Origin of the sequence: Roseivirga pacifica (assembly GCF_900111145.1) — a bacterium.
In the GTDB taxonomy this organism is placed as follows: Bacteria; Bacteroidota; Bacteroidia; order Cytophagales; family Cyclobacteriaceae; genus Roseivirga; species Roseivirga pacifica.
Genome location: NZ_FOIR01000002.1, coordinates 975,639 through 996,062 on the forward strand (window position 1 = coordinate 975,639; position 20,424 = coordinate 996,062).

A 20,424-nucleotide genomic window follows, 5' to 3' on the forward strand; every position below is an offset into this window, starting at 1 on the left:
AAGAGAGGACAGTACTATGAAAAACTTTAAAAACCATATCGCCCCTTCAGGGGAAACTAAAAGGGGTACCCCTCCTCGCTTGGCAGAAAAGCTTTTGCTCTGGTTCCTAAAAGATGAACTGGCAGAAGAAGTTTTGGGCGATTTGGATGAGAAGTTCTATTCAACAGCAGAAAAACATTCAACCCGAAAGGCAAGGCGGAACTATTGGTATCAGGTCATTAATTACCTCAGGCCTTTTGCTTTTCGATTTTTCAAATTCAAAAACTCAAATACTATGTTCAATCACAACTTTAAAGTGAGCTATCGACAGATGCTCAAAAACAAAGGCTACTCCTTCATTAATATTGGTGGATTAGCCATGGGAATGGTAGTCGCCATGCTTATCGGTTTGTGGGTGAAAGATGAACTCACCTTCAACCAAAACCATAAAAACTACAACAGCATAGCACAAATGCTGCGGGTAGAATCCAATGGTCAAGGTGGAATAGCAGTAAACAATGCCCTCGCAACAGGCATGGGCACTTTAGTACGAGAATCTTTCCCAGACCAAATAGAGGATCTCTTTATGGTAAGGGCAAGAAAGCAAGCGCCCATCATTGGTAATGGCGACAAAAAGTTTCGCGAAACGGGTGTTTTCCTAGAAGAAAACGGACCTAGTGTACTCACTTTGGATATGGTTTATGGCAGTATTGACGGATTAAAAGAAACCCGCTCAATCATGCTTTCTGAGACACTTTCCACAAAGTTATTTGGAGCGGAAAACCCTGTCGGGGAAACAGTCAAACTCAATGCAGATATAGACCTATTGGTTGGTGGGGTTTATAAAGATTTACCCAAAAACTCTAAGTTTTCAGATGCCGCTTTCTTCTCCCGATTACTATTGCTTTTCAGAGAGAATGAAGAGTCGATGAATGTTTGGAATAATTACAACATCGATATCTATGTAAAACTGGCCAACAATGTTAATCAAGAACAACTTGCGGAGCTTATTACAGAGAAGATCAAAGGACATTATGATGATTGGGCAAGGGAATCAGGTCAAACTTTCATCCTTCACCCTATGCAAGACTGGCATTTACGTTCCGAATGGAAGGATGGCAAACCAGTTTTGAGCAAAGAAATGAAGTTTGTTCGCCTTTATGGCGTTATAGGCGTATTTGTACTATTGCTGGCCTGCATCAACTTTATGAACCTCAGCACAGCCAGATCTGAAAAACGAGCTAAAGAAGTAGGTATCCGTAAAACACTTGGTTCTCTAAGAAAACAGCTCATCACGCAGTTTTACATGGAATCATTCCTTTACACTATTTCTGCTTTCGGACTTTCTCTCGTGTTGCTTTGGGCATTACTCCCGTGGTTCAATGAAACTGCTGGTAAAGGGATTGCCACACCATGGAATTTGCTGGAATTCTGGTTAGCATGTACGGCTTTTGTCCTTTTCACCGCTGTGGTTTCCGGCTCATACCCAGCAACCTACCTTTCCAGTTTCAAGCCTATTAAAGCGCTTAAAGGTGGACTGAGACCTGGAAAAGGAGCTTCTCATTCTAGAAAAGTATTGGTTGTTTTTCAGTTTACCATTTCCATTGCTTTGATTATTGGCACCATTACGGTGAACAACCAAATTCAGGCCGCCAAAGACCGTCCGATAGGCTATTCTCCTAAAGGAATGATTGCTCTCGCACCAGGCTCTCCACGCTTTGGGCAACAAAAGGAACTGATGAAACAAGAGATTCTGAATACAGGAATGGCCGAAGCAGTTGGTTTCTCTAATTACCCTGTAACTAGCACGTTAGGTTGGAATCACGGTTTTTCATGGGAAGGTATGGATCCTGGCTTCGATCAGTCTTTCAATACCATCACCATCTCTAATGGCTATGCTGATGCTGTTGATATGGAATTCATTGCTGGCAGAGATTTCGACCCGAATAGAGAAACAGATAAAAATGCTATCCTGATTAATGAATCGGCTATGAAGGCCATGCAACTGGAAAACCCTATTGGCACCGTGGTAAAATACGATCCGAGCTGGCGCGATGCAGTAAACTACACCATCATTGGAGTGGTAAAAGATATGATCAAGGGCTCTCCTTTTCAGCAAACAGATCAGTCCATTATGTTTTTGGATCAGGAGTATACAAGCTATATGTACATCCGCCTCAATCCGAATGTAAGTCCGAGTGAGTCGCTCGCAGCTATAGGTGAGGTTTACAGCCAAGTGTTACCAGAGGCCCCTTTCGACTTCCATTTTGCTGACGACCAATACAACCAAAAGTTTGAGGCAGAACTTCGAATAGGCAGTTTGGCGAAATTCTTTACGCTTCTCGCTATTCTAATTAGCTGTTTAGGGCTATTCGGACTATCATCTTTTGTGGCTGAACAGCGCACCAAAGAAATCGGTATTCGCAAAGTTTTAGGAGCCAGCGTGCTCAACCTATGGCAATTACTGTCGAAAGATTTCGCCTTGCTAATCGTAATTGCATGCCTCATTGCCATTCCAATATCCTATCAGGTGCTGCAAGGTTGGCTAAACAGTTACGAGGTTAAAACCCAACTTTATTGGTGGGTATTTGCCGTAGCCGGGCTTGGCGGACTTGTGGTTACAATTGCTACAGTCAGCTTTCAAGCACTAAAAGCAGCGGTTTCTAATCCGGTAAGGAGTTTGAGATCGGAGTAAAAAAGCTGACCGGCTTAGTCGTTCTACTAAGCCGGTTTAATTTCTTCCAAACATCTATCTAAACCTTCGGCATTGAACCACTCCTGCTCCCAGGCAGTCTCGAGAATTGCCTCCATCCTACTCTGGTAAACTGCTTTTAGTCCATTGACTTGAATAAACTCTGTAGCCTGCTGAAAAGAATTGTACATACTCTTATAGAAAGCCTCCTGATTTATTCTTTTGATTCCATTAAAACGCTGAACAGTTTCAATATTGAAAAGCATCACATCGGAAATAAGTGCCGGATCCATTTCCAGCAATATAAATTGCTTAATATACTTCTGCGCTACAGATCGCCTTGCTCTGGCTCTTTTACGTTTTAGCGGAAAGTATTCATTCGCAATTTTAGCTTTAGCCTCCTCTACCAGCTTGCCTTCTTTGGGGTTGAATACGAAGTTGTAATAGTCCTTAACTGGTTTAAACCGGATGTACAAATCAAGTACTTGATTTTCCAATTCTTCTTTAGGCAAAGACTGCAAGTACTTAGTGAGGGCTCTTTTACTCATCTGGTAAAATTAGTTAATCTGTAAGTTTTTACTGGCTGGCTATTTCGTAGTGGCTGACCAGTGCTTAATATTTCAGTAAAAACTATCTTTCCAGCCTTCTTCTATACTTTGTATAGACTCCTTTAATAGGATCTCAGAACTAGGAGGAACATCAAGTATATCTAATGCCAACACCTTATTAGGAAGGCTGCCATTTCTCAAGCCTAAATAGTCTGGAAAAGAACTGAACTCCCAATCTTGAAGATTTGAACAAAGCCTTGCTTTCAATGGATTCTGATGAATATAGTGGAAGCAGATATGTCCATACTTGAGGATATGCTTTGCTTTTACTTTTTGTTGAAATAGCGAACCATGCCTTTTGAATGACTTATTGATGGCCCTGGTATAGCTACTTTGAAGGGTCCCTAATTTTCTAGAAATAACTACTGAAAGCTCCGAACCCGTTAATTCGTTCAAGTTTTTAACCCTAACAAGCAAGTGATAATGGTTGGGCATAAGGCAATAAGCCAAAACATCACAGAATGGAGTTAGCTCCTGTTTAATCTTCCTCAGAAAGAATAGATAGTTCTCTCTTTCAAAAAATATAGGTTGACTATTATTCCCTCTATTATAAATGTGATAGAGCTCGTGTGGAAGAAATTTCATTGACTATAAGTGTGTTTACTTCTCTAAAGTAAAAAATTAATAGAGATTGGTGGAATACTGGTCTGACCACTTCGAGTGGTCTGACCAGTGATAACGATTCCTTATTACCTGTAGAATCACTAGTTTGCATAATGAATAAACTTACACCCAACATCATCACCCTAAATCAATTCAAAGACAAGCACTTTGGAAAAGTGGGCACAGTTTCTCGTGATGAACTAGACAACGACTATCAATTCTTTAAAAAGATATTTTTGAAGAAGGTCTCAAACAAGTAACCTAAAAGTACCATCCCCCCTGTCACCATGGTCTTTATAAGCTACTGTTGCAAACCAACTCGGTGGCTTTCAATATAGACTGGTCAGACCAGTGGTAGTCAAAGAGATACCAGTATCTACCCAACAATCCCCATTCCACCCAAGTCCAAGTCTATTGTCTTTCCTCCTTCTGCAATAGATTGATAAATGGCTTCGCAAATAATCATATCTCGCTTACCCATTTCACCAGGTGCTTTATTAGGTTTTCCTTCCAAAACATGCAGCGCAAAATCATCCATTTGTAGCTTCTGCTGGCTTTCATGGGGAAAATTAATTTCCTCTCCTGTAGATAACCTACCAGCTAACGGCCCATAGTTATTAGCAGGATTGAGTTCCAGCCAACCATTATCGAATGCAGAATAATGTCTGTTCACATTAGCACTGTGCGAGGTAAAGATGTTTCCGGTAGCTCCATTGGGGAATTTGAACTGTGCTGTAATCGATTCATCTGTGTCCTTGAAGTAATCAGGATCAGTACTGAACTCTTGTGCCGATACCGAGATGGGATTCTGCCCAGTTCCATAAATAGCTCCCTGAATAGCATAAACACCCATATTCAAAAGAGCCCCTCCACCGGCTAAGGCTTTATTCAACCTCCATTGGTCCGGATTTCCCCGTGATCTGTAACCAGCCTCGGCAGATACAAACCTCACTTCACCAAAGGATTTTTCCCTTACAATTCTCTTAATTTCATTCGTGTATGGTTCAGACTGCAATCTATAGCCCACTCCAAGCTTCACTCCTGCTGCATTACAGGCATTGATAATATCATCGCATTCCTTCACACTAATAGCCATGGGCTTCTCGCAGATCACATGCTTCCCTGCCTTGGCTGCTCTAATACAGAATTCAGCATGCATGGAATTCGGCAACACCACATAGACAATATCGATATCATCATTATCAGCAATGGCATCGAAGTTGTCATAATTGTAAATATTAGCAGTAGGGATTCCGTATTTATCTGCCCATTGCTTTTCCTTCACGGGCGTTCCAGTTACCACACCTGCCAAATAACAATGCTGCGTATCCTGAAGTGCAGGAGCCAATTGGTAAGTGCTGTAACTCCCAAGTCCCACCAAGGCAACGCCAAGTTTTTTACTTTGGGGCGCACAAGCTGCACTCAGCGGAAATGTACTCATCAGAGCCGCAGCCCCTGCCCCTTTTATCATGGTTTTATTAAAGTCTCTTCTTGTGGCCATATACAATGTGAATAAGAACTGAATATAACCAGACCCGAACCATTAGCGACAAATAATTGACGAATGGAAGTATCTATTCATATTTAAGTGTAACCGCAGGGTTGATTTTCGCCACTTTTCGAGTGTGAAAAAGTACGGTACTCATGCAAATAATCAGGGTAACTGCTCCAGCAAATACAAAAGGCCACACTTGCAAATCAACACGATAGGCAAAGCCAGTTAGCCAAGCTTCAATTAAAAAGTACGAAGCCGGAATACTGATAAGGAAAGCAAGCAATATCAATAGCAAAAACTCCTTACTCACCAGTCCAATTATTTGTGCATTTCCAATACCTAGAACTTTCCTGATACCAAGCTCCTTTGTTCTTCTTTCAACACTAAAAGTCACTAAACCAAACACACCCAAGCATGCCACTATAATGGCCAAAACAGAGAATATAACGGTAATAGTGCCCAAAGTCTGTTCGGCTGCATAAACATGCTTCAGCCTATCATCTAAAAAGAAGAAGTCGAATGGTCTATCAGGCAGTACGGATGCCCATGCTTTATCCAAATCCGAAATGGACTGTTGCAGATTTTCACCATCTACCCTAACCGCCATATACTTTATAAACAAGTTGAAAGCGCCAGGCATGGTATTCAAATCAATTACAATTGGGCCTATGTTGTGGTGTTTTGAAATGAAATTGTAGTCCTCCACCACACCTACAACTTTCCCCATCAGTTCATTTCTATGGTAAAACTTTTTGCCAATAGCCTCTTGCGGACTGCCCCAACCCATGGCCTTTACCATTGCCTCGTTCACCACATGTGCTAGCGTATCGTCAGTTACGAATTCACGGTCGTAATCACGGCCAGCAACTAACTTAATACCCATGGTTTCCGTAAAATCGTGCCTTACAAAAAAGCGCGGAAATGGCTTAGAACGATCCATTCCTTCGTACTGATAGTTGTTCACCTGATGCTTCTCGCCTATCACTTCTTCCACTGCAGTAACCGATTTTATATAAGGACTTTGCAGCGCTCTATTCCTAAACCCTTCGTAGTGCTGCCCCATTCCCGACCTGATTACCGGAACCAACAACACGTTTTCCGACTCAAACCCAGGGTCTTCATTCAGCAATAATTTAGATTGACTAATAGCCACTACGGTACCAACTATTAAAAACATGCTGATGGCGAATTGTGCAGTTACAAGCACTTTTCTGAACTGAACACCACGGGCTTTCAACCTTTCCCCTTTTAGCACCGAAACGGTTCTAACGTTGGAAAGAATAAATGCGGGGTAAATACCGGATAGTAAGCCCACAATCAAGCCAATGGCAATGCCTCCGATTATAAACTGAGGTTGGAATAGTGTACCAAAAGCAATGGACTTGCCTATTAGATTATTAAAGGCTGGCAGCAGTAAGGCAACCAAGCCTAATGCCACCACTATGGCAATGAAAGTGAATAATACTGACTCAAAGATGAACTGGGTGATGAGTTGAGACTTTTTGCTTCCTAGTGACTTTCTCACCCCCACTTCTTTGCCTCTTTTGGCTGCCTTAGCCGTACTAAGGTTGATAAAGTTGACTGCAGCAATAAACAGCACAAAAACAGCAATAGCCCCAAAAATATAGATATTGTTGATGTTGCTATTGGCAGCTATTTCATAATCAAGTTTAGAATGAAGGTGAATATCTTCCAATGGCTGGAGCTCCATTGTAACGTCTTCTCGAATAAAATCGGGAAAGTACTTGTTAACAAAATCAGGCAATTTGGCTTCGAAGGCAGTTGCATCCGTTTCATGCTCTAACAGCACATACGTCCAGCACGGGTTCCAATACCAAGTTCTGGGCAGTGTGCCGCCATACCAATATTTTAAACTGGAAAATGAAGCAATAAAATCGAATTGAAAATGAGCATTGAGCGGAGCATCGGCTAAAACTCCGGTTACTTGTAAGGGTTGTTGGCCTTGAAATTCCAAAATCTTCCCCATAGGATCTTCATCTCCAAAGTACTTTTGAGCCATCGATTCGGTTATGAGCAAAGCATTCGGATTGTCTAGTGCGGTTCTCGGATTTCCCTGAACTAGCGCATAATCGAACATGGAGAGAAAAGAGCTATCGGCAAAAAAGAAACGCGACTCGTTAAATGCCTTGTTTGCTTCCTTATAAGCCAGCGCAACCGTTGGCGATTGAAAATTAAAAAACCGCACCTGTTGCTTCACTTCAGCGGGATATTCACCAGCCAAAGTCGGCCCCGTAGGAAAAGGCAGACTAGCAGAGTGTTCGCCCACACCTTCACTTTCAAAATTCTCGACCAACCGGTATATCCGGTTAGAATTTTCGTGAAACTTATCGTAACTCAATTCATCTTGAATAAAGAGCGCGATTAACACAAAGCAGGTTAAGCCGATGGCCAAACCACTGATATTGATAAAGGAAAAGACCTTTTGGTTGATCACATTTCGGTATGCGACCATTAAATAAGTTTTAAACATGTTGACCTGGGTTGTATTTCGAGTTCGTTTTAAAGCAAAAGGGCGTAAAAGATCAAACACTTCGAAGAAGTAGAAGAAGTTGGCCCAAGCCCTTCCCTTTTGCGCCAACCTTTCTGCGTAGAGTTCATACAAGTCCCCTCTCAACACCTCCAATTCCTCAGACCTACAAAGCCATCCGAACAGGCGATCGAGCCATTTGGGCGGTTTGTCTACACGCCTACTCATTCGCTAAGTTTATGTTGGGCAGTGTTTGATAAAGAGACGACCGCAACTCATAAGCATAATCCAACGCCTTGCGACCAAAGGCTGTTAATGTATAATACCGCTTTCTTCTTCCACCACGTTCGCTTGTTGCCCCACCTTCTTCCGACTTTAAAAAGCCTTTCTTTTCCAATCGGTTAAAAGCCGAATGCAATGCACCAATGCTAGGGTTTCTACCTGTTTTTGTTTTAAACTCATTTTTAATAGAAATGCTGTAGGCATCGTCACCCAAGGCACCAATAATTAAAAGCACAAGTTCCTCAAACTCACCAAGCTGCGTACTCTTCATAAAACAAACATACGCAAGCCGTTTTTATTTGTTTCCTATTCGTATAAATAATGAGTCGAATGCAAAGGTTGAAAGGACGAACGGCAGGGGTTGGAGAACTAACGACTACTAAAAACTACAATTAAGGTAAAAATATTTCTAGCCTCGTATTGACCTACAATCCATAATAACTACATTTAAGGTAAATTATAGATCATGGGTAAAAATCACTTGGGTGAATTCGAAGAGATTGTACTGCTTACAGTAGCCATTTTGCATGGAGAAGCCTATGGAGTAGCCATTATAGATGAAATGGAATCGAGGCTGAACCGCTCCGTGAGCATTGGCTCACTACAAACCGTGCTGCGTAGACTTGAAGACAAAGGCTACCTCTCCTCTGAATTCGGAGAAGCTACCAGCGTACGCGGTGGTAAGCGAAAGCGCTTTTTCAGTGTAACCACGGCCGGCAAAAAAGTATTGAGAGAAGCCAAAGAGCAGCGCATGAACCTTTGGAATGCCATACCCGAAATAGCACTGACCGATTAACGTCATGCGGTCACATGACGACATAAAACCACCCAGCTTTTGGCTTCGGTTCTTCAGGTGGTACTGCAGGGCCGAATATGCCGAAGACATTGAAGGCGATCTGGTCGAGCGCTTTGAAATGCGGGCGAGTAAACACGGTGCTAAGCAGGCAAAAAGGCGGTTCAGAGCAGATGTACTGAAACTCTTTCGCCCTAGCATGATCAAAAAATTAGAAGGAAATCAAAAACTCAATTATTACGGTATGTTCAAACACAACTTTAAAATCACTATTAGAAGCTTCGCAAAATACCGAAGCACCTTTATCATCAACCTTCTGGGCCTATCCACTGGCTTGGCCAGCGCCTTGTTCATTTACTTATGGGTACAAGCCGAAATGAGCATGGACAAATTTCATGAGCATGATGAACAGCTTTATCAGGTTATGCTAAACCATGAGGAGTCAGGAAAAATCAACACAAAAGATGGCACTCAAGGTTTGTTAGCCGCAGCCCTTGAAGAAGAGGTGCCCGAGATTGCCACAGCTATTCAAGCCACCCCTACTCATTGGTTCGGTCAAATGCCTTTGAGTACCGAAGACAAAACCATCAAAGCCATTGGTAAATTTGCCGATCCGGCATACTTCGAAATGTTCTCGTTCCCATTCATTCAAGGAGAACCCAAAACAGCACTGAAAGACAAAGGCTCAATTGTTATTTCCAATAGCCTTGCAACCCGGTTATTTGGCAGTCCAGAAGCCGCGTTTGGCCAAACAATCAAATGGCAGCTGCTCAACTTTACAGATGAATACAAAGTAGCTGGCGTTTTCAAAGACCTGCCTTCCAACACCACTGATGATTTTGAGTTTATTCTAGCTTTTGACAAGTTTCGCGATATTCTACCTCCAGAAGCTATTCACTGGGGCAACTACAACGCAGAAACCTATGTTTTGCTAGCTGAGGGAACAGACGTAAACGCCTTAAATGCAAAACTCAAAAGCTTTGTAAAGGATAAGGTAGAATGGTCTAATGTAGAGCCATTTGTTCGCCCGTTTTCCGATAGGTACCTCTACACCAAATATGAAAATGGCGTACAGGCAGGCGGAAGAATTGAGTACATAAAACTCTTCACCGTTGTATCGGTTTTCATTCTATTAATTGCCTGCATCAACTTTATCAACCTTTCTACGGCAAAAGCTTCTACCAGAGCAAAAGAAATTGGGGTTAAAAAGGCTATTGGCGCGAAAAGGAACAGCCTTGCAGTACAGTACTTGCAAGAAGCAGTACTTATGACGGTGATCTCTGTGATAGTAGCGATTGGCTTGGTGATACTGTTACTTCCACAGTTCAATCAAATTACTGGCCACCAGATTCGGTTAAATTTTGATCTTCCACTGATTTACATACTTATAGGAATTTCGGCAACCACGGGCCTTCTTGCGGGCAGCTACCCTGCCATTTTTCTTTCAAGCCTAAAACCAGTAGCTACACTCAAAGGAAAACTCAACGTTTCGTTTGGAGAAACTTGGATACGCAAAGGCTTGGTGGTTTTTCAGTTTGTGCTTTCCGTGGTTTTAATCTCTTCGGTATTGGTGGTCACCAAACAAATAGCCTTTATTCAGAAGAAAAACATAGGCTATAATAGAGACAACCTTGTGCTTTTTGCCAACGATGGAAAAATTGCTGATGACTTCAACACCTTCCTTTTAGACCTACAGAACATCCCTGGTGTAGTTAATGCCGGAGGAACTACCCACACCATTATAAGCGGTGGCAACTATACCACGGACTTCCATTGGGAAGGCGAGAACCCTGAAGTTCAAACCCAGTTTGGCAACATGACGGTAACCTACGACTTTATTGAAACCTTAGGCGTAGAAATTAAAGAAGGCAGAAGCTTTTCACGGGAATTTAGCACCGACACGGACAAACTGATACTCAATGAAAAGGCCATAGAAGTAATGGGCTATGAAAACCCTATTGGTAGAAAAGTAAGGCTTTGGGGCAATGACATGACGATTATCGGAGTAGTAAAAGACTTTAACTTCAGCTCATTGCACGAAGACATCATCCCTATGTTCTTTAAACTCGATAATGTTTCAACCTTCAATATCCTAACCCGCATTCAGGCGGGAAATGAAAGCAACACGCTAGATAGAATTGCTGAACTATACAAAACATACAACCCAGAATACGAGTTCGCCTACAGCTTTTTAGATCAGGAATTCGCCAAACAATATCTGGCAGAACAGCGCATTTCAAAGCTCACCAAATACTTTGGCATATTAGCCATAATCATTTCTTGCCTTGGTCTTTTCGGCCTAACTGCCTTTACTATAGAAAGAAGGTTAAAGGAAATAAGCATTCGCAAAGTACTTGGTTCCAACGCTTGGAGTATAATTACACTACTGAACAAGCAGTTCTCTATGCTAGTGCTTTTGGCCATACTCATTGGTCTGCCAATTAGCTATTGGACTACTAAAGAGTGGCTAAATGGCTATGCCTATAAAATTGAATTGCAATGGTGGTTCTTTGTATTAGCCGGAGCACTCACCCTGCTCATTGCTTGGCTCACAGTAAGTATTCAAACTTTTAAAACTGCCAAGCTCAATCCGGCCAAATCGCTGCGCACTGAATGATGAAAAATAGAAAGGCCGCTCAAATGAGCGGCCTTTCCTTTGACAAATATTCAACACACATATTAGTTCTAATTCAAAATAAGGTCGACCACGCGCACCCAGCCTTTTGGCCCAACACCCGAAATACCTTGTGCCGTTACATCGGCAAGTTCAGCCCATTCACCATCCGGTCGCTGCACTAAAAACGGATTATCTACAGCCGCCAGCATTTCTGCATCATTCTGACTATCCCCAATGGCAAAGGTTTCTAGGTCATCGTTTTCGCGCGCATATAGCTCTATCAGTATCTCAACTGCCTTGCCTTTATTAGCATACTTGCTTATCACAGTTTCAAACTTGCTACCAGGAATACTTCTAAACCCGTTGGCATCAATGGCAGTGTAAAAACTCTCACTCAAAGACCCTCTCAAAATGGTTTCGGAATAATCCCTGGCCTTAGCTCTTCTGGCCGATTTTAAATCCAAACCAGTAAGCATGGAAATTTCTTCGGGCGGAAGGTCTTCGTACATCATAAAATTTAGCCCCAACTGCTCTCTTTTCGCCAAAAGCACCGAACGAATACTATCTACCGACTTGCCCAAGCAAATCACCTCATAATCGCCAGTTACATAAGTATTGTAAGGAATTGATTGCTTAAAGTAGCCTTTTGGGATGTATATAGCTGAGCCATTTTCCACAATAAAAGGATCTCGAATCCCCAAGCTCTCACGATAAAACTCTTGTTCGTTTCGTGTTTTTGAGCTGCAAAAAATAACCGGCACCCCAGCCGACTTTAACTTTTCGATTGCTTCGATTGACTGCATGAATGAATACGATTTCAAGTCTAGCAGGGTGCCGTCTAAATCAGTAAATACAAGTTTCTTCATTTATTTTACTTCAAGCTTTTCGTGTTTTTCAGGTAAATGGTCGGTAGTCACCACCTTTTCTCTCATTAACCCATTTCTACCATTTATATACTTATAGTCCTTCAAATCGGCTTTCAAGTATTCAGCGTAAGCTGTCTTCTTAAGCGTGTCTTTAAACTTCAGCATATTCACTTTGGTAAGTGCAGGGTAATAGCGTAGCGTATTCGGCACCTCTTCACCCTCGGCAATCAATCCGCGGCTAATCAGGTCTTGGTGAATTTCTTCCTTTAAATGGTCGGGACAGATGGGTGAATGATAGATTGACTCCATCGCTTCCCTACTCATCGATTTAACATGCTCTTCTCCCTTTACTTCATGCAAGTGAGGGTTTCTACTTTCAATCTGATAAAACTCCACGCCTTGCTTCATTATTTCTGGTTGCGGAGAGCCTACAATCCCACCAAATCGCTCCAGCACATTAATGTAGTGGTAAGGCTCTATGGAATATCCCGAAGAATAATCGATGTTCATAGCCAAATCGAGCGACATGGCATGCTCACCAGCATTTCCTGTTTTGATAATTTCGGTACCGTAGCCAGTGTAGCTCGAAACCAAGCTGTTGAGAATTTTATTGGTATGCTCAGAGGCACGGCCCCTTTTTGCAAAAAACAGGTTCGACTCTACAATTTTTGGTTTGCTGTGCCAGGCAATGCGTACCATCGCATATTTCGACTTGGCTGCATACAAAGCCGCACTGTATTCCTGCACATATTCATAAACCGCCCCAGGGAAGTAATTATCAGAATCGATAAAGCCGATGTACTTTTTACCACTTAGATAAGCCAAAATGGTACTGAGAATCATTCCTTCGGCTTTACCATTACGCACCAAACCATTATCGTCTAAAATATGCGGATAACCCGCATTTTTACAGGCTTCCGCCAGCTTAGGGTCCTTTTGATGCACAATGAAGATCTCCTTCTTCATAAACTTGGCAATGTGCTCCAAGGCGTCTTTTTCAATTTTAAAACGATCGACCGGTGTTCGCTTACTGTTAGAAACTATAATCACCTGGCAGTGATGTGGAATACCAGCCAAAACCCCTTCTAGCAATTTGATTTTTTCGTCCTTAATCGGAACCACTATGGCCATTTCTTCCTGCACAGCCTGAATAGATTCGTAGGCCACACGAGTTATCACCCTTCTCTCCTTTTCTTTTGGTTCGTTCTTGGTGTGCTTTAGTCCAGCATCAAGCTCCCACACCTTTTGCACATCGTGAAACTTAATGGGACCAAATCGCTCAACTTCTCTAGGGATTTCAATTCTCATAACGTAAATCTAATCAACACACGTTAAATTTTAACCCAACTTTTTATTAAAAAACGCAAACGGTTTCTAAAACAGTTATTTTTTAAACCAATCAAACGATAATCAACAAAAAACTATCACCTACCCACCTATAGACAACCCTCTTCTGAGGTAATTTTTGAGATTCTTTAACAAACAGAGCAAATGAAAAGCCCGAATAATTTCTTTATTTCGTGACTTGAATATGAATGTGATGAAAAGACTGTTGGTTATTACCCTATTTACTTCGCTTGCTGTGCTAGGCTGCAAAAAGGACAATGCACCGGTTGCGACTAACTACTACTTTAACTACAAAGTGAGAATTAGTGACAAAATAGACGAACCAACCATCATCAATGGCTATTACGGCAAAGTGCGAAAGTACGAAGGCAACTTTATGCCTAGCCCAGATACAGAGGCAAGACAGCCAGAAGTAGCAGAAAACATTCTTCTATTCTTTGAAGCCCGTTTTGAAGAGGAAATTGCAGAAACTGAAATAACCAAAAACGGCACTACATTCTTCAATTTAAAAGCCATAGAAAAGAAAGGCATTCAACCAAAAGTGATTGTTTTCCCTAATGATGACGGCTTTTACCAAATTGACACCAACGGAAACGAATACATTGCCCTAATTCGAATTAACGCCAAACACGGCTATTACAACGGTGGTCTTCAGAAATTTGGCGGACTTAACAACGAACTCAAAGAGCACGAAATGCGCATTGATTACAATGCAACTTTCTAAGCGCAATTAAATTCTTCCAAAACACCTTCCCGCTCATTATGTTTGTCTTAAAGGCAATCAGTAATTGTGAGCGATATATCTCCGGCTTTAGCATGGTTTAAGTCCAAGGAATGGACGGCATTTGAGTTTCAGCAAGCAACTTGGCAAGCTTACCTTGCCGGTAAAAGTGGGCTATTAAATGCACCCACAGGCAGCGGTAAAACCTACGCTATTTGGCTAGGTTGCGTACTAGAAGCCCTGCAAAGCCCAAAAGTAGAAACGGGCCTTCAGGTAATTTGGGTAACCCCATTACGCGCACTTGCCAAGGACATTCGCAATGCCATGCAGTTAACCTGCAATGAAATGGGCTTAAACTGGGAAGTTGGTCTGCGCACAGGAGACACCTCGACCAAGGAACGCGCGGCACAGAAAAAACAAATGCCTCAAGCCTTGGTAACCACCCCAGAGAGCATACACGTGCTTTTAAGCCAAAAAGACGCAGCCAAGACCTTTAAAAAACTAAAGACCGTTGTTGTTGACGAATGGCACGAACTTATTGGAGGAAAACGCGGGGTCCAGATGGAACTTGCCTTAGCCTATTTCAGACACCTAAACCCAAAGCCTATAAAAACCTGGGCCATATCGGCCACCATTGGTAATCTGCAAGAAGCTGCCCAAGTTTTACTAGGCGACCTTTACAGCGACTGTGCTATAATTCGCGCCAATCTCAACAAAAAGATAGTGATAGAATCAATACTACCAGATGATGTAAAGTCACTGCCATGGTCGGGCCATTTAGGCACCAACATGCTCCCCAGCGTTATTCCGATTCTCGAAGCCAACAACTCCACCCTACTTTTTACCAATGTGAGGTCGCAGACAGAGGTTTGGTATCAAAAACTGATGGACAAAGCACCAGAGTTAGCAGGCTTGGTTGCCATGCATCATGGCTCATTAGATACTAAGGTGAGACAATGGGTAGAAGATGCTCTTCATGCCGGAAAACTAAAATGCGTGGTTTGCACCTCTAGCCTCGATTTGGGCGTAGACTTTCGCCCTGTAGATATGGTTATTCAAGTAGGAGGACCAAAAGGTATAGCCCGTTTCTTTCAGCGTGCCGGCCGTAGTGGCCATCAGCCAGGCGCCACTAGTAAAATCTACTTTCTACCTACCCACTCGCTCGAACTTATTGAAGCAGCAGTACTTAAAGAAGCCATTGCTAACAAACAATTCGAAAGCAGAAACCCACTTAAAAAATCGATAGACGTGCTGGTGCAGTACTTGGTTACACTGGCCGTTGGACCAGGTTTTTATCCAGAAACCACTTTGGAACAAATAAGACAAAGCCATGCATATGCTAAACTAACTGACCAAGAATGGAGCTGGTGCCTTGAATTTATAACAACAGGAGGCAGTTCACTTAGCGCTTATGATGAATACGCCAAGGTAGAAATTGAACCAGATGGCAGGTACGTTGTAAAAAGCCGAAAAACCGCCATGAGACATCGTTTATCCATGGGGACAATAGTTTCGGACCCCGTTATAAAAGTGCGTTATGCTGGTGGAAAGTACATTGGCACTGTTGAAGAATACTTTATTAGCCATTTGAAAATAGGAGACACTTTTTGGTTTGCGGGCAGAAATCTAGAACTGGTGAGACTAAAAGACATGACAGCTACCGTTCGCAATTCGAAGAAGAAAACCGGGCCAATTCCTCGCTGGGGAGGCGGCAAAGCATCATTCACATCTCTCCTTTCCGATGCCATGCGCCAAAAAATCGAAGACGCGTCAAAAGGAGTTTTTGAAGGCCCAGAAATGCAAAAACTAAAGCCATTACTGGAAAAACACGCAAAGCTTTCTGCCCTACCACACACCAACCAGCTTTTGGTAGAACAAATTAAGTCTGACGAGGGAACGCATATATACATGTATCCGCTCGAAGGCAAATACATTCACGATGTACTGGCAGCACTACTGGCCTACCGAATAAGCGTGAGCCAGCCAATTTCCTTTTCCATCGCCTCGAATGATTATGGTTTTGAAATCTTAACCGACCTAGACATTGAAATTGAAGACTTTTTAGAACTAGACCTCTTCAGTGAAGAAAACCTGATGGACGACATATATGCCAGCATTAACAATACTGAAATGGCCAAACGCAAGTTTAGAGATATTGCTGCCATTTCTGGGCTTATTTTTCAAGGTTACCCAGGTAAAAACGTTACAAACAAACACCTACAGGCCTCTTCCAGCATGATCTTCAAGGTTTTTCAAGATTATGACCCAGAGAACCTCCTACTGAAACAAGCCAACGAAGAAGTACTTTCGCTTCAGTTTGAAAAATCAAGATTGAAATCTGCATTATCGAGAATCAACCAACAAGAGATTATTGTAAAAAAGTTATCTCAACCCACCCCGTTCTGTTTCCCTATAATGGTAGACCGCTTACGAGAACGCTACACAAACGAACTACTATCCGAAAGAATAGCCAAAATGCAACTGGAGTTCGGAGACTAAGATACACCCTAGGACTATTCGAAAAGAAAACTCTAATTTCAAGCCACAAACCCACACAAAAGACAAGAAAGTGCAGAAAATTATGTTGAGCCTTGAGAAAGCTGCCTCAGCAAACTCTAAAAAAATCCACTTTTTTTCCTTTAACTAAATCCAGCTAGCACACCTGCTTCGTAAGGTTAAATAAGTGTTTATAGTATTTCAACTAATTAGGTTTTGGTTGATAAGGTTGAGTCTGATCCCGGTAATGTTATTATCGGGATCTATTTTTTATAGCCAAAGTTCTTTTGACAAACACAAAAGGATAATTTAACCACCCTCACAAACAGGTTATTACAATAAAATTCAGAATTTATTCTAATCTATTAAATCCAATCACCCAGGTTACTTAGTAAGTATGGTTACAACAAAAGAATAACAACCATGTTAAAACCTACAAGAAAATTATTTCAAAACCTTAGCAAAGTTCTCACTTTGGTATTTGCGTTTACAATTGTCGTTTCCTGCGACAATGATGACGATGCACCTGCCCCACCTTTGACAGGCGACAAAGTTACTTTTAGCCTTTCTGCCGTTGGCTCATCTGGTGTAATGGGTTCTGCAATCTTCGAAAAGAGAGAAGACAACACTACAATTTTAACGCTAGACTTGAGCGGAACCAGTTCGGGAGGCTCACACCCTTCTCACATTCACTTTAACACTGCTGCAGAAGGTGGAGACATAGCTGTTAGCCTTACTCCTGTAGATGGCAGCACCGGAATGAGCGAGACAACCATCTCGATGTTAGATGACGGTACAGCGATTACTTATGACGAGCTGATTATGTTTGATGGATACATTAATGTTCACAATAGCTCGAACGACTTAGCTACACTACTTGCACAAGGCGATATTGGAGAAAACGCCCTTACTGGCAACATGACCAGCTATGATTTGGCAGCTGTAAGCGACCCAGACATTATGGGAACGGCAACTTTTTACGAAAGAGCCAACAACGAAACCCTTGTTGAAATTAGCTTAATGAACGACCCTAGCGATAGCGATAGACCAATTCATATTCATGAAAACACCGCTGTTGAAGGCGGAGATATCGCTATTACCCTGAGCAACGTGATGAACGGATGGAGTAAAACTAACGTGGCATCGTTTGACAACGGCACCGCCATTACTTATACCGAATTAACCAATTACGATGGATACATTAATGTTCACGCTAGCGCAAATGATTTAGCAACCCTAGTAGCCCAAGGCGACATTGGACAAAACAAACTAACGAGCATGTCTGAGGAATACCCACTTTCATCGGTGGCAGACCCCGACATTTCCGGTACTGCAACATTTACCAAACGCATGAACGGAGAAACCTTGGTAACCGTAATGCTAGAAAATGATCCGAGTGACAGCGATAGACCCATGCACATTCACATGAACACCGCGGCTGAAGGCGGAGGAATTGCTGTAACCTTGAATAGCGTAATGGCCGGATGGAGCAAAACAAACGTAGCAATGCTAGATGCCGGTGGCGATATTACTTACGATGAACTAATTACGTACGATGGCTACATTAACGTACATGCCAGTGCTGATGACTTAGCTACACTGGTTGCCCAAGGTGATATTGGACAGAATAAGTTAACTGGCGAATCTAAAGCCTATACTTTAGGCGAAAAAGATGTAACAGGTATTAACGGTACATTCACAGTATACGAAAGAATGAATGGCGAATCTTTGGGAATTGTGGCCCTTAACGGAACCATTACAGGCGGCTCTCACCCTGGACACATCCACATGAATGCCGCTATAGAAACAGGCGGAATCGCATTCACCTTTAACCCAGTTGATGGCGCCACAGGCAAATCAGTAAACAATATTGCCATGCTTGATGACGGAACTGCCATTACGTATGATGAGCTATTGAATTACAATGGTTATGTGAATATTCACAACAGCACAGCAGACCTAGGTACAATTATTGCCCAAGGCGACATTGGCGCCAATGAGTTAACTGGTACTTCAATGAGCTACACCTTAAATGAGGTAGACCAACCAGGCACAAGCGGAACCATTACTTTTATGCAAAGAAAAGACGGTACTACGCTTTCAAAAATTGAATTGATGAATACCATGATCACAGATTCACACCCTGGTCATATTCATGAGAATTCTGCTGCCGAAGGCGGTGACATCCTATTCACATTTAACAATGTGGACGGAAGCACAGGCATTGCAATGACCAACATTAGAATGCTAGATGACGGCACAAGCATAACTTATGATGATATACTGAGCTTAGACGGCTATGTAAACATTCATAAGAGCGCTAACGACCTAGCTACACTTGTAGCGCAGGGCGATATAGGCAGCAACGCAAATTAATTAGATAGTTCTTTTTGTTTAAAAGAGGCTGTCTCAAAAGCTAAACGTCATTCCCGACACCCATCGGGAATCTCCTCAAACTAGATCCAAAGCCTGAAGGAGATTCCCAGTCAAGCTGAGAATGACGATATTAGTCGGCTTTTGAAGACAGCCTCTTTTTTTATACAATAGGTACTCTGTTAAAAACATTGAGACTTACCTTTGCAGCATGATCAAAGCCCTCAGCATTCTTGCCATTTTAGAAGGCATTAGCTACTTACTTTTACTCGGAGTGTGCATGCCATTAAAGTATATTTTCGGCATTCCAGAACCAACCTACCCTGTCGGACTCGCCCACGGTGTTTTATTTGTAGCTTACTGCGCCATGGTGGTATTTGTAGCCATAAGCATGAAGTGGAAAGCAAAAACCACATTAATGGCACTAGCCGCCTCCCTACTCCCATTTGCCCCATTCGTAGTCGAGAAGCGTATTTTAAGAGAATACACTGTTTCAAAATGAAACATTTCATCAGGCCAGCGAAACCAACAGAATTCAACCAAATAGGCGAACTCTTGGTCGAAGTATTCGGGAATATTCCAGGCTTTCCTACTCCCGAAACCCAACCTCGCTACTTTGATGTGCTCCGCAACATCGGGGAACTCATAAAACGCAAGCACACCCAACTGCTCGTTTGTGAAACAGCCGGAACAATAAGCGGTGCCGTAGTATACATTAGCCATATGAGTGAATATGGTTCGGGAGGAATAGCTCCCAAAGAAATCGACACGGCCGCCTTTAGGCTGTTAGCTGTCTCCCCACAACACAAAGGCAAAGGTATTGGCAAATCACTCTCACAATGGTGCATAGCAACCGCCAAAGCAGCCGGTTTTAAGCAAATGATCATTCATACAACCGAATCCATGCAAGTGGCATGGGGAATGTATGAGCGACTAGGTTTTAAACGGGCAACCGATCTCGACTTTATGCAGGAAAACCTACCGGTTTTAGGTTTTAGACTTATTTTCAACAAATAGCCAACTTTCCAAAACAGTTTTAACCTTCCACAGTTTGTTCATTTTGA

16 protein-coding genes are annotated in these 20,424 nt (G+C 42.4%); 9 read left to right on the forward strand and 7 right to left on the reverse strand.

Annotated elements, in window-relative coordinates; translation table 11 throughout:
- The first annotated feature begins 16 nt into the window (after positions 1–16).
- Positions 17–2,674: an ABC transporter permease gene (locus tag BMW98_RS12995; protein ID WP_162844726.1), complete on the forward strand. Its 2,658-nt coding sequence runs from the start codon at positions 17–19 to the stop codon at positions 2,672–2,674.
- Between the two features lie 26 nt (positions 2,675–2,700).
- Here BMW98_RS12995 and BMW98_RS13000 read toward each other — a convergent pair whose 3' ends face one another.
- Together BMW98_RS13000 and BMW98_RS13005 are read right to left on the reverse strand one after the other, a co-directional pair.
- On the reverse strand, positions 2,701–3,219 hold the full coding sequence (locus BMW98_RS13000) for a DUF6155 family protein (RefSeq protein WP_090259012.1): 519 nt from the start codon (positions 3,217–3,219) through the stop codon (positions 2,701–2,703).
- Positions 3,220–3,291: 72 nt separating this feature from the next.
- On the reverse strand, positions 3,292–3,864 hold the full coding sequence (locus tag BMW98_RS13005; RefSeq protein ID WP_090259013.1) for a transposase: 573 nt from the start codon (positions 3,862–3,864) through the stop codon (positions 3,292–3,294).
- Between the two features lie 131 nt (positions 3,865–3,995).
- On the opposite strand from BMW98_RS13005, the gene BMW98_RS20490 reads away from it, so the two are divergent.
- Entirely contained in the window at positions 3,996–4,142 is a 147-nt protein-coding gene (locus tag BMW98_RS20490; RefSeq protein ID WP_162844725.1) for a hypothetical protein, read from the forward strand.
- A 116-nt stretch (positions 4,143–4,258) separates the two neighbouring features.
- Here the strand turns inward: BMW98_RS20490 and BMW98_RS13010 are convergent, their stop codons facing one another.
- From BMW98_RS13010 to BMW98_RS13020, 3 genes are all read right to left on the reverse strand, one after another.
- Complete coding sequence (locus tag BMW98_RS13010; RefSeq protein WP_222843644.1) at positions 4,259–5,383, reverse strand: Gfo/Idh/MocA family protein; 1,125 nt, start codon at positions 5,381–5,383, stop codon at positions 4,259–4,261.
- 73 nt (positions 5,384–5,456) lie between these two features.
- Positions 5,457–8,093 carry an FtsX-like permease family protein gene (locus BMW98_RS13015; protein ID WP_090259015.1) on the reverse strand — a complete coding sequence of 879 codons (2,637 nt, stop codon included), beginning with the start codon at positions 8,091–8,093 and terminating at the stop codon, positions 5,457–5,459.
- The gene (locus tag BMW98_RS13020; RefSeq protein ID WP_090259016.1) at positions 8,086–8,418 is read right to left on the reverse strand and encodes a PadR family transcriptional regulator; all 333 of its coding nucleotides are present in this window, start codon (positions 8,416–8,418) and stop codon (positions 8,086–8,088) included. Before BMW98_RS13020 ends, BMW98_RS13015 begins: the two co-directional genes overlap by 8 nt.
- A 195-nt stretch (positions 8,419–8,613) precedes the next feature.
- On the opposite strand from BMW98_RS13020, the gene BMW98_RS13025 reads away from it, so the two are divergent.
- Both BMW98_RS13025 and BMW98_RS13030 read left to right on the forward strand, forming a co-directional pair.
- Positions 8,614–8,943 (forward strand): PadR family transcriptional regulator, encoded by a 330-nt coding sequence (locus tag BMW98_RS13025; RefSeq protein WP_090259017.1) that lies wholly within the window; start codon positions 8,614–8,616, stop codon positions 8,941–8,943.
- Between the two features lie 4 nt (positions 8,944–8,947).
- On the forward strand, positions 8,948–11,557 hold the full coding sequence (locus BMW98_RS13030; protein ID WP_222843645.1) for an ABC transporter permease: 2,610 nt from the start codon (positions 8,948–8,950) through the stop codon (positions 11,555–11,557).
- Positions 11,558–11,625: 68 nt separating this feature from the next.
- On the opposite strand, the gene mpgP is transcribed toward BMW98_RS13030, so the two are convergent.
- Both mpgP and mpgS read right to left on the reverse strand, forming a co-directional pair.
- On the reverse strand, positions 11,626–12,423 hold the full coding sequence (gene mpgP, locus BMW98_RS13035; protein ID WP_090259018.1) for a mannosyl-3-phosphoglycerate phosphatase: 798 nt from the start codon (positions 12,421–12,423) through the stop codon (positions 11,626–11,628).
- Positions 12,424–13,731 (reverse strand): mannosyl-3-phosphoglycerate synthase, encoded by a 1,308-nt coding sequence (gene mpgS, locus BMW98_RS13040; protein WP_090259019.1) that lies wholly within the window; start codon positions 13,729–13,731, stop codon positions 12,424–12,426.
- A gap of 232 nt (positions 13,732–13,963) precedes the next feature.
- Here mpgS and BMW98_RS13045 point away from each other — a divergent pair, with 232 nt between their 5' ends.
- From BMW98_RS13045 to BMW98_RS13065, 5 genes are all read left to right on the forward strand, one after another.
- Positions 13,964–14,494, forward strand: a complete 531-nt coding sequence (locus BMW98_RS13045) for a hypothetical protein (RefSeq protein WP_139177547.1) — start codon at positions 13,964–13,966, stop codon at positions 14,492–14,494.
- Positions 14,495–14,560: 66 nt separating this feature from the next.
- On the forward strand, positions 14,561–16,990 hold the full coding sequence (locus tag BMW98_RS13050; RefSeq protein WP_245733588.1) for a ligase-associated DNA damage response DEXH box helicase: 2,430 nt from the start codon (positions 14,561–14,563) through the stop codon (positions 16,988–16,990).
- A 420-nt stretch (positions 16,991–17,410) separates the two neighbouring features.
- The gene (locus BMW98_RS20540; protein ID WP_185116631.1) at positions 17,411–19,363 is read left to right on the forward strand and encodes a CHRD domain-containing protein; all 1,953 of its coding nucleotides are present in this window, start codon (positions 17,411–17,413) and stop codon (positions 19,361–19,363) included.
- Positions 19,364–19,571: 208 nt separating this feature from the next.
- Positions 19,572–19,862 (forward strand): DUF3817 domain-containing protein, encoded by a 291-nt coding sequence (locus BMW98_RS13060; protein ID WP_090259022.1) that lies wholly within the window; start codon positions 19,572–19,574, stop codon positions 19,860–19,862.
- Complete coding sequence (locus tag BMW98_RS13065) at positions 19,859–20,377, forward strand: GNAT family N-acetyltransferase (RefSeq protein ID WP_090259023.1); 519 nt, start codon at positions 19,859–19,861, stop codon at positions 20,375–20,377. Before BMW98_RS13060 ends, BMW98_RS13065 begins: the two co-directional genes overlap by 4 nt.
- Positions 20,378–20,424: the final 47 nt, after the last annotated feature.